This window comes from Thalassolituus sp. UBA2590, from assembly GCF_002339775.1.
GTDB lineage: Bacteria > Pseudomonadota > Gammaproteobacteria > Pseudomonadales > Oceanobacteraceae > Thalassolituus.
This window is the reverse complement of record NZ_DDKU01000162.1, coordinates 1-15,375: the sequence shown is the minus strand read 5'-3', so window position 1 is coordinate 15,375 and position 15,375 is coordinate 1. Positions and strand designations below refer to the sequence as shown.

The following is a 15,375-nucleotide window of genomic DNA, read 5'->3' as shown; positions in this document are numbered from 1 at the left end:
AGGTTTCTAGAGCATTCAAGAATAATATGTTTTGGAAATGGTGGGCAGAGCAGGTATCACTCTGGAGGCTGCAAAGGCAGGCAGTGCAAGCCGACCTGCAAGGACGAGACTTGCGAGAGAAGTACTTAAATATGAGAACCCTGCCATGACTAACAGGCAGGTAAAAGAATATTTCAAGCTGGGAATGGGCCCCAAGCGAGTGACAACTAAAGCACTTACTGAAAACACCATTTTGTCTTTGAGGGATTCTCTGGCAGCCGGGTTGTCATTTCTTTCGAGTTCTCTCGATGGGCACGTGAAAAATGCCGCGATCTATATAGTTAGGCTGGAGAATTAAAGTGCTTGGTAGTGTTACTTTTGTTGTACTGGCGCTGACTATTACCCTGAGCTTGCTAGGCGTGACGTCATTATTAGACATACCGCCTTTGTTGTCAGGTTTGGTGGTACCAATATTGAATAGCGCTATTGCATTATTTTTTGGACTGGCAGCATTCAGAGGAAAGGCTTGGTCGATACAGTTAACTGTGCCATTGGCTGCCTTAGCTTTATCGCATCTGGTTAAATTCGATCTGGCACATATTGCAATATTTCTGGTTAATATCGGACTTGCGGCCTTGTCTTTCTATTTGATGCGGCGCTGTATCGCAGTGCATCGGTCGAAACACTGCGGGGATTCAAGGGGTCAGAGTCGTTGATTCTTACCCAATAAGCCGCCTACGCCTGCCTTTACGGCTCAAACACCTAACCGGACATCCACGTCAATCCACGATCTGACAACGCCTGTTTTGCTGCTCACCTGCGTTAAAAAAACACTCCCGGCTCAAATAACAACCCATACTGAGCCGCAAAACTTGCCTTTCCGGCTCATATAACCAAAAATAATGAGCCGCAAATCTGAAATTTGCGGCTCACGGCACTACACATTGCGTATCACGGTCACCCGGACAGCCCATGAACTACATCTGGCAACACAAGCACTGGCCTCAGTTCAGCTACGACAGCAGCAAGCTGTCGGCGCTTGCCTACCAGTACGCCAAGCAAGCCTCCCAGCTGTCCGGCCGCTTGTCGCAGACGGATGACGGGGACTCTATCGCCGCTCAGCTGGATCTGATGGTGGATGAGGCGATCAATACCAGCCTGATTGAGGGTGAGAACCTGAATCCGGCCAGTGTGCGCTCTTCATTGCAGAACTATCTGAACCTGACCCCTACTCCCATCAACGTCGCTGATGTTAAGGCAGAGGGCATGGCTGCGTTGCTTGTGGATGTGCGCAAACACTTCAATGAGCCCCTAAACAAAGAGATGCTGTTCAACTGGCACCGTATGGTGCTCGCTGGCTTTGAAGACAATATCCTCCACAGCGACCTGACCGTCGGCCAATGGCGAGACAGCCCTGAACCGATGCAGATCGTCTCTGGGCCGGTTGGCTATGAGCGTGTGCATTACGAGGCACCGGCTGCTCAGAACGTTGATGCTTTAATGGCTAAGTTTCTGAACTGGTTTAATCAAAACGAAAACCAGCAAGTACCCGGCGTGATCCGCGCTGGGATCGCTCATCTGTGGTTTGAGGTTGTCCACCCGTTTGATGACGGTAATGGCCGTATCGGTCGCGCCATCATCGAATACGCACTGGCGCAGGACCTGGGCATGCCAGTCGTGCTCAGTATGTCGACGCATATCGAAAAGAACAAAAAGGAATACTATCGCCAGCTGAATACCGCCAGTTGCTGTGACGGGTCGGAACTCGAAGACCCTGCCGTACTTGATATCACTGCGTGGCTCTGCTGGTTTATCGAAACCCTGATCGCAGCACAACAACAAGCGGCAGAAAAAGTAGCGACCATATTTGAGAAAACCGCGTTCTGGCAACGACACAAGACGACTGAGTTATCAGAGCGGCAGAAGACTGTGTTAAACAAGGTATTCAAAGCCGGGAAGGATGGCTTTCCGAATGGCATCAGTGCGCAAAAGTACGCGGCTCTTGGCAAATGCTCTAAGGCCACCGCAACCCGCGATCTGGGCGATTTACTCGCCAAGAACTGCGTGCGGTCAGAAGGAGCTGGCCGCGGGCTGCGATATTTTATTGCTCTGGCACCCGCGACCTGACACTCAGTGTGCTGGTGTACACGCTCGAAATTCGCAAGGTTGTATACAATCCCGCCCAAACAACCGCTGTTTACCTTGATTTAGCCCCTTTAACCATTAAAATTGCGGACAATCTACAAACATCAGCTCATCCTGCTAGGTATCCAGCATGACTTCATTTGACCCATCCAGCTCAATCAAGACGCTGCCAGGCACGTCTCATCGTTATCACAGCCTGCCAGACACTGCCGAACGCTTTGGCATCAATCTGGATGAACTGCCCTTCTCTCTGCGCCCTATCCTTGAGGGTATCGCCCGTAATGTGGGTAAAAACGGTATCACGGTTGAGCAGCTGCAGGCGCTGGGTAACTGGCCTTCGCATCAGGGGCAAGAGCCGGTAGAGATTCCGTTTACTGCGGGTCGTGTGATCATGCACGATCTGAGTGGTACGCCTGCCATCGTCGACTTCGCGGCGATGCGCTCTGCGGTTGAGCGCATGGGTCTGAACCCTTCCATTATTGAGCCTCTGGTGCGTGCTGATCTGGTGATCGACCACACGGTGACCATGGATAACACCGGTAGCCCGGCGTCGCTGCGTATTAACAGTGAGCTTGAAGCTGCCCGTAACACTGAGCGTTATGCCTTCCTTAAATGGGGTGCGCAGGCGTTTAACACGATTCGTATTATTCCGCCTCAGACAGGCATCGTGCATCAGGTGAACCTGGAGTATCTGGCGCAGGGCTACTTACAGCAAGACGATTTGATGATCCCGGATACCCTGATCGGTATGGACAGCCACACGCCTATGGCTAACGCGCTGGGTATTGTTGGCTGGGGTGTCGGTGGTATTGAAGCTGGCGCGTCTATGCTTGGCCAGCCGATGGAAATGCTTGCCCCTGAGGTTATTGGCGTTGAGCTGACTGGCGCTCTGAAAGAAGGCGTGACCGCCACCGACCTGGTACTGACCATTACCGAAATGCTGCGCAAATACCCACGCGGTGTAGTAGGCAAGTTCGTTGAATACGTGGGTGAAGGCAGCGCGAACCTGTCTCTGCCAGACCGTGCGACCATCGCTAACATGTCGCCTGAATACGGCGCGACTATGGGATTCTTCCCGTTTGATGAAATCGCCGCCGATTATATGAAGGCGACCGGTCGCGATGGCGACCTGCCGCTGGCGTATTACCAGGCGCAGAATATGGCGTGGAAAGCGGGCCAGAAACTGCCACGCTACACCGACCTGCTGCATCTGGATCTGTCGACCGTTGAACCGTCTGTTGCTGGGCCAAAACGCCCGCAAGACCGTCTGCCGCTGGGCGACATCGGTATGGTATTCCAGCAGGCTGCTACTTCTGGCGATCGTACCCCTGAAGAAGTGAAAGTGACGCCGGTTAAGGCCGACGAAAACGGTATCTTCCAGTCTCTGCCAGAGCGCACCTTAAAAGACGGCGACATCGTGATTGCTGCGATTACCGCCTGTACTAACACCTCTAACCCGGGTCTGCTGATTGCCGCTGGCCTGCTGGCGAAGAAAGCTAACCAGCTGGGCCTGACAGTGCCAGACGGCGTTAAGACCTCAATGGCTCCTGGTTCACCAGTTGCGACTGACTTCTTAACCAAGGCTGGGTTGCAGGAGCATCTGGATGCGCTGGGCTTTAACACCGCAGGCTACGGCTGTACTACCTGTGTGGGTAACTCTGGCCCGCTGGCGCCGAGCATTGAAACAGCACTGCGCGACCATGACATTATTGTGTCTTCTGTGTTGTCGGGTAACCGTAACTTCGAAGGCCGTGTGCACCCGGATGTCGACACTAACTTCCTGATGTCGCCACCGCTGGTCATTGCCATGGCGATTGCGGGTAATGTGAATATCGACGTAACCAAAGAACCGCTGGGCAAAGATGCTCAGGGTAATGATGTATTCCTGAAGGATATCTGGCCAAGCAATGCGGAAATCACGCAGACCATGCACGAGTGCATGGACCCGACTGCCTTCCGCGAAACCTATGAAAACTCCATGGGTGGCCCGGAAACCTGGCAGAAGCTGGAGTCACCGACTGGCCCTGTGTATCAGTGGGATGAGAAGTCGAGCTACATTCAGGAAATCTCATTCTTCGATGGCTTCGCACTCGAAACTCCAGCCGATTCACTGAACAATATCAGCGACGCACGTATGCTGGTGATGTGCGATGACAACACCACCACCGACCACATCTCACCTGTGAGCCGTATCCGCCCTGACTCTCCTCCGGGCGAGTACCTGATGTCGATCGGTGTCGATGCTAACGACCTGACCTCTCTGGGTGCGCGTCGTGGTAACCACCATGTGATGCTGCGCAGTATCTTCGGCAACGTTAAAGCCCGAAACCTGATGCTGCCGGGCACTACGGGCGCGGTAACTAACTACTACAACGCCAATGGCGACGCTGAAAAGATGTCGATCTACGATGCGGCTTCCCGTTACCAGCAGGAAGGTACGCCTTCTGTGGTATTCGGCGGTAAGCTGTACGGTACAGGGTCTTCCCGTGACTGGGCGGCGAAAGGCCCGGCTCTGCTGGGTGTGAAAGCCATTATCGCGGAGAGCTTTGAGCGTATTCACAAATCCAACCTGGTGGGCATGGGCGTACTGCCACTGCAACTGCCAGAAGGCGTGACGCTGGGTTCTCTGAACCTGGATGGCTCTGAGACCTTCGATCTAGCGGGTATTGATGCTCTGCAGCCACGTGGTTCTGTGACGCTGACCATTAAGCGCAAAGACGGTTCGACCGAACAGCACACGTTGGTGTCTCGTGTGGATACCTCGTCTGAGCTTGAGCAGATCCGCCACAAAGGCATTCTGCCGATGGTGTTGCGAGATATTATTGCAGCTAATAGCTGATCTGACGTTTGAGCTAACACATAAAAAACCCGGCAATTGCCGGGTTTTTTATGTTTGCTCGTTCTATGTCGTCAAACGACTCAGAACATGAAAGCAAGACCTGCTGAAGCAAAATCAACATCTGCTTTTACGTTATCTTCGTCAAAATCAGCGCGTTCATATTCAAGGCGCAGGTTCAGATTATCCAGCAGCGCGATGGATGTACCAACACCGTAGAACATGGCTGTACCTTCACGCTCATCGCTGTAGCCCAGTGGACCTTTTACATCAGCATCCCACCAGAACTGACCACCTTTAACAAATACACGAGTGTGATCGCCAGCAGGAAGACCCAGCATCAGTGACGCCGTTAAACCGCTTGGGTCAAACTGGAAGCTGCCTTCTTTATATTCACCCAGATTCAGGTACTGACCCTCAATACCCACGTAATCGTTCAGCCACACACCGGCAAAGCCTTTCCAGCTTGTGCGGTCGTCGTCAAATTCGTCTGCATCACCCAGCTCTTCGACTTCTTCGCCACCGATAGAGAGGTTTTCCAGTTTGCTGTAACTGATCGAACCACCGACGAATGCATCTGCATCATATTCGCCTTCTGCCATTGCTGGTGTGCCATACATTGCAGCGGTAAGAAGTGCAGTCGTTGCTGGGATAGTTAGCTTTTTCATATTTGACTCCTTGCCTCACGAACGAGGTCATTAAACATGTGAAAGTGTGAGGCTTGGGAGGAAAGTTCGTTCACTGAAACAACGCAACGGATTGTTTCAGGAACTTTATGCATTTTGACTTCGGGTCAGGCTGGGCCTATGCTCAGCGGCTGTTTTCACTTTTAAAATAAGAAAAATATGCGCCTAAAAAATTATTTCGTCCTTGGATCTGCACTGCTTTTTTCGGGTTTTTCTGCGGCCGATGTCTGTCAGATTGAAGTCCCGTCGACTGAAAATTATTCAGAAGCAGCGTATTTTTACCCCTGTGATGCAGACACCCCTCTACCTGCCATTACGCTGACGGGTGGTTATTCAAATACCTATCACAAACTGCAATGGATGGCCGAGGCGATTGCCAATTCAGGGTATGTAGTTCTGGCGATGACCCCGACAGATAAATACGGAAAAGTTGAGCAATGGCGTGATGCGCACCTCAGAGGTCAGAAAACGCTGGTCGCCACCACTAAAGAAGAAGGCTCCCCAGTAAAGAGCCTGATTGATACCAATCTTCGTGGAATCGCCGGGTTTTCGATGGGCGGTGGCGGCACCCTACTCGCAGGGAGCATTCTGAAAGATGACGTTAAAGCCCTCGCCGCGTTTGCGCCGTTTCTGCTGAAAGAACAACGAAACGTATCCCCTACCGCTCCGACTATGATCCTGGCTGGCGCTAAGGACTTGCTGGTAACGAATGAATCCATCGAGGAAATATACCAACACGTAGAAGCATCCACGGATCAGCGTTTTGTTGCTGTGTATGAGAATGGCCGTCATCAGCAGTGGTACCGACCCGAGATCACCACAAACCGTGACAGCTACATCGAGTTGACGCTCGCCTGGCTGGATTACCATCTGAAAGAAAGCAGTTCAGCGGCAAAGGTATTGAGCGAAGCAGAAAGGCAATCACCTGAACGTTTCACCCGGATCAGCCATAAATTATGAGCCGAAATCGGCTTTGCGTACCATAAATGGACACCAATAGGACATTTCGTTCCACCTGTGAACGTTTGTAAAATTAGTGCGTGAAAGGCTCAATCAGCTTGTTACCCTGTGCTCACTAAGAATAAAAACAACACAGGTGAATATATGTCTGTTTCATTCAAGTCCACGCCTCGCTTTCTTCCACTCGCTGCGTCTGTCGCTCTGGCAGGCTGCTTTGGTGGTGGAGATCCAGATCCGGCCCCAGAAGGTCAGGCTCTGACTAACCCAGGTGATTATGAGATCTGCTCTTACGAGGACAACCTTGAAAACAGCCGTTACGCGTCTGCCCGGATGACCTACCCATGTGATCTGAGCGCAGGTCCATTCCCAGCCACAACTCTGACTGGCGGTTTTACCAATTCAAAAGAGCAGATGGAGTGGTTGTCTGAGCACCTGACCAGCCACGGCTACGTTGTTCTGACCATGACTCCAAACAACCGTTATGGCCAGCCACCGGTATGGCGCAGTGCTCAGATTGGTGGCTTTGCCGAGCTTGAAGACGAGAACAACCGTGCTGGCAGCCCGCTGCAAGGCAAGATCAACCTGGATAAACGTAACATCATGGGCTTCTCCATGGGCGGTGGCGGCGTATTGCTGGCAGCGGCAGACATGGGTGAAGATCCAGCCAGCGTCATCGCACTTGCACCTTGGTTAGGCGATAACAACGTCAACTATAACGGCATCAAAGTACCAACCATGATGCTGGGTAGTGAAGAAGATGAACTCGCTTACTACACCGAAGACTTCTACGCGCAGCTGCCAAGCAATATTGAACGTGGCCTGGCCATGTTTGCCGGTGCTAGTCACTACGACTGGTTCGGTTCTGGCAACCAGGACGAGAAGGCAGAATTCCGTACACTCGTGACTGCTTTCCTGGAAGTTCAGCTGAAAGACGACGACTCAGCCTACAGCTACTTTGAAGGCGCTGAGCACGACGAACACGTAGCAGACGGCTGGTTCTCAGCGTTTGACTACCAGAAGTAACGCACACTTCGACCCTTCTAAGCCCGCTTAACGCGGGCTTTTTTGTGCCCCAGAAACACCGACCATTCAAATATGGCCATAGTTAGGACTCCTGCGTCCAAATAGCTTTTCATGGCCACATATGACGAGCCTGCCCAGTCCAGATTGATATTCTGGAGTCGTTCCTTACAAAAATAACTAAAGGTAAACGACATGTCTGTATCTCTGAAAAGCGCATTCCGCGCCCTTCCTCTCACGGCATCAATTGCGCTCGCTGGCTGCTTTGGCGGCGGTGATCCTGATCCTTCACCAGAAGGCCAGGCTCTGGGTGTGCCGGGAGACTTCGAGATCTGCTCATATGAAGCAAATCTCGAGAATGACGGCTACGCGTCAGCGCGTATGACCTACCCATGTGACCTCAGTGGCGGACCAATCCCTGCGACCACACTGACCGGCGGCTTCACTAATACAAAAGAACAAATGGAGTGGCTGGCTGAACACCTGTCATCACACGGCTATGCCGTTCTCACCATGACCCCTAACAACACCCTGGGTGTTCCACCAGGCTGGCGCGACGCTCAGTTCGGCGGCTTCGCTGAATTTGAAGACGAGAACTCACGCTCAGGCAGCCCACTGCAAGGCAAAATCGACCTCACTAAACGTAACCTGATGGGCTTCTCCATGGGTGGCGGCGGCGTAATCCTCGCAGCTGAAGAGATGGTCGACCAGCACACCAGCGCGATTGCACTGGCTCCTTGGTTAGGTGCTTACAGTGTTGATTTCGAAGCGATCGAGTCTCCTATCCTGATGCTGGGCAGTGAGTTCGACGAACTGGCCTACGCGACTGAACGCTACTATTCTGAGCTTTCACCTAATACAGAGCGCGGTCTTGCTATGTATGCAGGCGGTAGCCACTTCCACTGGTTTGGTAACGGCGAAACGGAATATAAGAAGAAATTCCGTACGCTGGTTACGGCCTTTCTGGAAATTCAGCTGAAGGGTGATACCAGCGCTTACAGCTACTTTGACGGTGCTGAGCACGAAGAGCACGTTGAAGAAGGCTGGTTCTCAGCGTACGACTACCAGAAGTAAGTCGACATTACGTGAACACAAAGAAGCCCGCTAAAACGCGGGCTTCTTTGTAATTTGGCCTGACGTCAAACTGGTGGTATTTTCGGTACACCAAATTTCCGCACGACAGGATGTTTTAATGTCTGATCAACAGACGCCCAACGGCACACCCGATCCTCGTGATCACTCGCAGTTCAGCCTTCTTAAGAGCCGACGCTTTGCGCCCTTCTTCTTTACTCAGTTTCTAGGCGCCTTCAACGATAACGTCTACAAAAACTCGCTGATGGCGATGATCACCTTCGGTCTGCTTTCCAGCACGATGGACCTGAGCCTGATGAACAACCTAGGGGCGATGCTGTTTATTCTTCCCTTTTTCTTATTCTCGGCACTGGCTGGTCAGATTTCTGATAAATACGAAAAATCCTACCTGATACGACGTATCAAGTTACTTGAGATCGTCATTATGGTGCTCGGCGCCTGTGCTTTTTACTTCAGTGCCACCGCGGGGTTGATGTGTCTGCTCTTTCTTATGGGGACACAGTCCGCGTTTTTTGGGCCAGTAAAATACAGCATCATTCCTCAGCATCTGGATAACCACGAACTCGTTGGTGGTAACGCTCTGGTTGAGATGGGGACTTTCCTTGCCATTCTGACCGGTACGCTGATCGCCAGTGTAATCGCCACCCGAGAAGACGGAGTGATATGGGTCAGCGCTGTGATTATCAGTGTGTCTTGCCTTGGGTATCTGGTCAGCCGCCAGATTCCTTCTGCACCGGCCGCTAATCCGGCACAGAAAGTTCGCTTTAACCCGATTACCGAAACCTGGCGCACGCTGGGTTACGCCCGCCAGACAAAAAGTATCTTTCTGGCTGTTCTCGCTATCTCCTGGTTCTGGTTTCTGGGTGCTGCCTATCTGACCCAGATCTATGGCTTCGCCAAAGATTTTCTGGGCGGGGACCAAAGTGTCGTCATGGTTTTATTGGCGACCTTCTCTATTGGTATCGCATTGGGCTCGCTGCTGTGTGAACGCCTGTCAGGACATAAAGTAGAACTCGGCCTCGTACCTCTGGGTTCGATTGGTTTGACCATCTTTGGTATCGACTTATTCCTGCAGGACTTACCCGCCGTTGGTACCGAACTGATTAACGCCGGGGAGTTTTTAAGCTCACCGTGGAACCTGCGTATCGTCTTTGATTTTCTGATGATCGGTGTCTTTGGTGGTTTCTACATCGTTCCTCTGTACGCTATGGTTCAGGCACGCTCTGAACCTCAGCACCGATCTCAGGTGATCGCCGCAATCAACATTATGAATGCTCTGTTTATGGTCGCGTCAGCCATTACAGGGATTATTGTTCTGGGCGTACTAGACCTCTCAATACCACAGTTCTTTATGATCCTCGCGATCCTGAATGCGCTGGTTTCTATCTATATTTATCGCACAATCCCAGAATTTGCGATGCGCTTTATCATCTGGGTGCTTACGCACACCATGTACCGGGTAAATCACATAAACCTGCATAAAATTCCGGATGAAGGCGCCTGTGTGCTCGTGTGCAACCATGTGTCATTCGTGGATGCGCTGTTAATTGGAGGAGCATGCCGCCGCCCTGTTCGCTTCGTTACCTTTAAGCCCATCTACAACATGCCGGTACTGAACTTCATCTTCCGCACGGCAAAAGCGATCCCGATCGACAGTAAAAAAGCCGACCCTGAAGGCTATGAAAAAGCATTCGAGAGAATCGCTGAAGAGCTTCGAGCTGGCGAAGTGGTCTGTATTTTCCCGGAAGGAAAGCTCACTACAACCGGTGAAATAGACGAGTTTAAAAATGGCATCAGCCGGATACTCGATGAAACGCCGGTCCCAGTCATACCAATGGCACTGCGCGGACTGTGGGGCAGCTTCTTCAGCCACAAAGACCGCCCTGCTCTGACACAATTACCGAAACGGTTCTGGTCGAAGATCGATATGGTTGTCGGAGATACCGTGCAAGCAGAAGACGCTAGCCCAGGCTACTTAAAAGAGAAAGTCGCTGAATTACGAGGCGATCGACTGTAACCGATCTGCAAAAGAAAACGGGCGCCGACTCGATGAGTGGGCGCCCGTCTTTAAAGAGGAAATAACAAACCCGGCAGATTATTCCGCTGGTTTTGCTTTCTCACGCAGTTTGATGTGCAGGTCACGCAGTTGCGTGTTGCTCACTTCACCCGGTGCCTGTGTCATTACACACGCAGCCGACTGAGTTTTCGGGAAGGCAATCACTTCACGGATGCTGGTCGCGCCAGTCAACAGCATGATCAGACGATCCAGACCAAATGCCAGACCACCGTGTGGTGGCGCACCGAACTTCAGCGCGTCGAGCAGGAAGCCGAATTTCTCGCGCTGCTCTTCTTCAGAAATACCCAGTACACGGAATACCGTTTCCTGCATCGCTTCGTCGTGGATACGGATAGAACCGCCACCCAGTTCGCAGCCGTTCAGTACCATGTCATAGGCACGTGACAGTGCTTCCAATGGGGCCTTTTCCAGTTCTTCTGGCGAGCAGCTTGGTGCGGTGAATGGGTGGTGCAGCGCAGTCATTGAACCGTCGTCGTTCTCTTCGAACATTGGGAAATCAACAACCCACAGAGCAGCCCACTCTTTGGTGTACATGTTGAGGTCTTCACCCAGCTTGCAACGCAGTGCGCCAAGGGCTTCGTTCACGACCTTAGTTTTGTCTGCACCGAAGAACACGATGTCGCCGTTCTTAGCGTCCAGCTTCTCCATGATCTTCATGGTGTTGTCGTCACCAATGAACTTGATGATCGGAGACTGAAGACCTTCTACGCCTTTCTCGATTTCGTTGACCTTGATCCAGGCCAGACCTTTCGCACCGTAAATACCAACGAACTTGGTGTATTCGTCGATCTGCTTACGAGACAGCTCAGCACCACCTGGTACTTTCAACGCTGCAACGCGGCACTTAGGATCTTTCGCAGGCGCTGCGAATACTTTGAAGTCGATGTCCTGCAGGAATTCTTCAACATCAACCAGCTCCATTGGGATTCGCAGGTCAGGCTTGTCAGAACCGTACTTGTTCATCGCTTCGGAGAACGGCATGCGTGGGAAGTCACCCAGGTCGACGCTCAGCTCTTTGGCGAAGATGTCTTTGATCATGCCCTGAACCATACCCATGATTTCGTCTTCATTGATGAAAGACGCTTCAATATCGATCTGGGTGAATTCTGGCTGACGGTCGGCACGCAGGTCTTCGTCACGGAAGCACTTAGCGATCTGATAGTAACGGTCGAAACCAGACACCATCAGCAGCTGCTTGAACAGCTGTGGCGACTGCGGCAATGCGAAGAACGAACCTTCGTGAGTACGGCTAGGTACCAGGTAGTCACGCGCACCTTCTGGGGTTGCACGAGTCAGAATTGGCGTTTCGATATCGAGGAAGCCATTGTCTTCCAGGAAACGACGGGCCGCAGAGGTTACTTTAGAGCGGAAGCGCAGCTTGTCCTGCATTTCAGGGCGACGCATATCCATGTAACGGTACTTCAGGCGAACGTCTTCACCCACGTCGGTGTAACCGTCGAGTGGGAATGGAGGCGTCGCTGCCTTGTTCAGTACGTTGATCTCTTTACCCAGCACTTCGATCATGCCGGTTTTCATGTTCTCGTTGGTGGTGCCTTCAGGGCGGCCACGAACACGACCGGTAATCTGAACAACGAACTCAGAGCGAACACTGTCAGCGGTGTTAAATGCTTCAACGGTATCTGGGTCGAAAACGACCTGAACCAGACCTTCACGGTCACGTACGTCGAGGAAGATGACGCCACCGTGGTCACGGCGACGATGTACCCAACCGCAGAAGGTTACGGTCTGATCAATCAGTGTTTCGTTGATATCACCACAGTAATGTGTGCGCATCGTTCGGTCCTAAGTCAGTCTGGGAGGCCGCTGAACGCCCTTCCCTGTCATCGAAATCCGCCTGGCGCGGTAGATTTCCGCCGGCAAGTCAGTAAAAGCCGCGCATTATAGCGGATCTGGACAGCCGCGTTAACCGTTTGGGAGGGGTCGTAAGGGTACTATTTCACTGTTCCATGACACTTTCACACCTTGAGATAGCATGGGCACACAGTAAGCTTTGCAGCCATACAGAAATAACAATCAACAGAAGGTATTCGAGCTATGCAGTCTTATTCAGAGAAAGTCGTTGTTGTCACCGGCGCAGCGTCCGGCATCGGCCGCGCACTCGCTCAACAGCTCAGCATGCAGGGCGCTAATCTCGCTCTGTCGGACGTTAACATGGAAGCTCTGGAAGAGACCGCATCTATCCTGCGTGGTACTGGCAAAGTCACCCTGCAGAAACTCGACGTTGCAGATCGTGGTGCATGGGAAGCCTATGCAGAGCAGGTAAAAGCGGACCATGGTCAGGTCGATATGATCATTAACAACGCAGGTGTTGCTCTGTCTGAAACCGTCGAACGTATGAGCTATGAAGACATGGAGTGGATCGTCAATATCAACTTCTGGGGCGTCGTGTACGGTACCAAGTCATTCCTGCCGTTGCTGAAAGAACGTCCTGAGTCTGCGATCGTCAATGTTTCAAGCATCTTCGGCATCATCGCCCTGCCGACGCAAGCGGCATACAACGCCACTAAATTTGCAGTTCGCGGCTTTACTGAGTCACTGCGTCAGGAGCTGAAGGGCACCAACGTCTTTGTTACCACCGTTCACCCGGGTGGCATCAAGACCAACATCGTTCGCAATGGCCGCATGAAAACCAGTATGACTGGCGACAACCAGACGCTGGAGCAGCAGGCGAAACACTTCGAAAAAATCGCTAAAACAACCCCAGCACAAGCCGCTGACACCATTTTGGAAGGCGTTAAAGGCGGTAAACGCCGCATTCTGATCGGTAGCGATGCTCGCCTGATGGATCGCATCCAACGCCTGTTCCCAGTACGTTACTCTGACATCTTTGGCTGGGCGTTGAAAAAATTAGGCTGATTTCGTGATCTATGCCTAAAAAAACAGGGGTTAGCGGGTTGCTAACCCTTTTTTTTTGCTTAAGAATCGAAGGGCCTGTTAGCACTCATCTCTCTACGCATTTCGGGCAGCCGCTTACTCAAGAAAAGGAAAAACCACTATGGCAGCAAAGAAACCAACGACGGCTAAAGCCGCACCGGCCCGTAAAGTTACAGCCGTTCGTGAAAAGTTCACCAAAACTCAGATTCTGAACGAAATTGCAGAAAACACCGGTCTTTCGAAGAAAGAAGTCAGCGCCGTGCTTGATGAACTGGGTATCGTGATTGAGCGCCACGTTAAGAAGCGTGCCGTTGGTGAATTCACCCTGCCTGGCCTGCTGAAAATCAAAACAGTTAAGAAACCAGCGCAGAAAGCGCGTAAAAACGTGCCAAACCCGTTCCGCCCAGGCGAGACGATGGATGTTGCAGCGAAGCCTGCTTCAACCAAGGTAAAAGTTCTTCCGCTGAAAAAACTGAAGGATATGGCTCTTTAAGTCACATCTGTGCAGAGGGGGCTTCGGCCCTCTTTTGTTATGCCCAACATCCCTCTCCAAAATCTGCTGACCGAAATTCGCAACTGCGACTTATGCACCCATGATTTACCACTGGGAGCAAATCCGGTCATTCAAGTCGCCAATACTGCAAAGATATTAATTATTGGCCAAGCACCTGGCACCCGAGTGCATGACACAGGCATTCCATGGAATGACCCAAGCGGGAAAAAACTGCGCCAGTGGTTGCAGCTCTCCGATGACGAATTCTATGACGAGAACAAGATAGCTATTATGCCGATGGGGCTATGTTACCCGGGTAAAGGAAAATCGGGCGACATGCCCCCACGAAAGGAATGTGCTCCGCAATGGCATCAGAAGGTATTTGAGCATCTGTCAGATTTGAAGCTAATTCTGCTGATCGGCCAGTACGCACAGAAATCGTATTTAAACGACAACTATAAAACACTGACCAAGCGCGTTGTGCACGCGACAGAAGCCAAAGTGCCCTTTTTTCCGCTCCCGCATCCGTCACCGAGAAATCAGATCTGGTTAAAGAAAAACCCTTGGTTTGAAAGCAAAGTACTGCCGGAATTGCGTAAAAAAATACACGATGCTCTTAAAGACTGAGCGCTAGAAAAAACCTCACCACTGGTCACGCAATTTACGCAATGCTTTGAATACATCACGATCACTTAATCCCAGATGTGGAAATTCAGCTTTTAAACCATCAATGACAGCTGGGTGATGTAATCTCAAAAACGGATTGTATAAACGCTCCTGCCCCATGGTCATCACAGGCATGTCGTCGGGTTCCGTCTCTGCAACCGATGCCTGCCAGTCACTTGCAACGTTATTCTCAGGCTCACGCGTTAATGCGAACGCCAGGTTATTTTTCATGTAGTCATGCCCGGGATACAACAGAGTATCGTCAGGCAGCGGCATAAGCTGTGACACAAATGAATCGTACATTTCGTCAACGTCACCACCATTTCGACAGTTTCCTGCGCAGGCATTGAATAACGTATCACCTGAAAAAAGTACCGGTGTTCCGCCATTGTTTTCGGGTTTTACAAGCAAGCACAAATGGACTGGAGTGTGCCCAGGAGTGAAGAGGACATGAAGCTTAAGAGAACCAAGTTCGATCACATCACCCGCGACCACGCCGCAATCTACATCAGGTATTCTGGCCATG

13 protein-coding genes are annotated in these 15,375 nt (G+C 51.6%); 10 read left to right on the top strand and 3 right to left on the bottom strand.

Translation table 11 applies throughout. The features are described 5' to 3' along the window. The first annotated feature begins 338 nt into the window (after positions 1-338). The 3 genes from B2067_RS13790 to acnA all read left to right on the top strand — a co-directional run bounded on the left by B2067_RS13790 (position 339) and on the right by acnA (position 4,963). A complete protein-coding gene (locus tag B2067_RS13790; RefSeq protein WP_301180430.1) occupies positions 339-695 on the top strand; it encodes a hypothetical protein in 357 nt (118 codons plus the stop codon). A 256-nt stretch (positions 696-951) separates the two neighbouring features. Then, positions 952-2,106, top strand: coding sequence for a Fic family protein (locus B2067_RS13785; RefSeq protein ID WP_301388821.1), 1,155 nt, complete (start codon positions 952-954; stop codon positions 2,104-2,106). Between the two features lie 148 nt (positions 2,107-2,254). Further along, positions 2,255-4,963: an aconitate hydratase AcnA gene (gene acnA, locus B2067_RS13780; protein WP_301388820.1), complete on the top strand. Its 2,709-nt coding sequence runs from the start codon at positions 2,255-2,257 to the stop codon at positions 4,961-4,963. Positions 4,964-5,043: 80 nt separating this feature from the next. On the opposite strand, the gene B2067_RS13775 is transcribed toward acnA, so the two are convergent. Continuing rightward, positions 5,044-5,628, bottom strand: a complete 585-nt coding sequence (locus tag B2067_RS13775; protein WP_301180433.1) for a porin family protein — start codon at positions 5,626-5,628, stop codon at positions 5,044-5,046. Positions 5,629-5,805: 177 nt separating this feature from the next. Between B2067_RS13775 and B2067_RS13770 the strand changes: the two genes are divergently transcribed. From B2067_RS13770 to B2067_RS13755, 4 genes are all read left to right on the top strand, one after another. After that, positions 5,806-6,606 (top strand): dienelactone hydrolase family protein, encoded by an 801-nt coding sequence (locus tag B2067_RS13770; protein ID WP_301388818.1) that lies wholly within the window; start codon positions 5,806-5,808, stop codon positions 6,604-6,606. Between the two features lie 144 nt (positions 6,607-6,750). Further along, a complete protein-coding gene (locus B2067_RS13765) occupies positions 6,751-7,629 on the top strand; it encodes an alpha/beta hydrolase family protein (protein ID WP_301388817.1) in 879 nt (292 codons plus the stop codon). A 192-nt stretch (positions 7,630-7,821) separates the two neighbouring features. Then, positions 7,822-8,700 (top strand): hypothetical protein, encoded by an 879-nt coding sequence (locus B2067_RS13760; RefSeq protein ID WP_301388816.1) that lies wholly within the window; start codon positions 7,822-7,824, stop codon positions 8,698-8,700. Positions 8,701-8,818: 118 nt separating this feature from the next. After that, the gene (locus tag B2067_RS13755; RefSeq protein WP_301388815.1) at positions 8,819-10,735 is read left to right on the top strand and encodes an MFS transporter; all 1,917 of its coding nucleotides are present in this window, start codon (positions 8,819-8,821) and stop codon (positions 10,733-10,735) included. Between the two features lie 78 nt (positions 10,736-10,813). On the opposite strand, the gene aspS is transcribed toward B2067_RS13755, so the two are convergent. Then, entirely contained in the window at positions 10,814-12,589 is a 1,776-nt protein-coding gene (aspS, locus tag B2067_RS13750; RefSeq protein WP_068439997.1) for an aspartate--tRNA ligase, read from the bottom strand. Positions 12,590-12,850: 261 nt separating this feature from the next. Between aspS and B2067_RS13745 the strand changes: the two genes are divergently transcribed. The 3 genes from B2067_RS13745 to B2067_RS13735 all read left to right on the top strand — a co-directional run bounded on the left by B2067_RS13745 (position 12,851) and on the right by B2067_RS13735 (position 14,810). Then, positions 12,851-13,672: an SDR family NAD(P)-dependent oxidoreductase gene (locus tag B2067_RS13745; protein WP_068439995.1), complete on the top strand. Its 822-nt coding sequence runs from the start codon at positions 12,851-12,853 to the stop codon at positions 13,670-13,672. Positions 13,673-13,811: 139 nt separating this feature from the next. Beyond that, positions 13,812-14,183, top strand: a complete 372-nt coding sequence (locus B2067_RS13740; RefSeq protein ID WP_076517183.1) for an HU family DNA-binding protein — start codon at positions 13,812-13,814, stop codon at positions 14,181-14,183. A gap of 39 nt (positions 14,184-14,222) precedes the next feature. Continuing rightward, entirely contained in the window at positions 14,223-14,810 is a 588-nt protein-coding gene (locus tag B2067_RS13735; protein ID WP_301388812.1) for a uracil-DNA glycosylase family protein, read from the top strand. Positions 14,811-14,825: 15 nt separating this feature from the next. On the opposite strand, the gene B2067_RS13730 is transcribed toward B2067_RS13735, so the two are convergent. After that, a partial coding sequence (locus tag B2067_RS13730) for a hydroxyacylglutathione hydrolase C-terminal domain-containing protein (RefSeq protein ID WP_301388810.1) occupies positions 14,826-15,375 on the bottom strand: 550 nt, incomplete at its 5' end.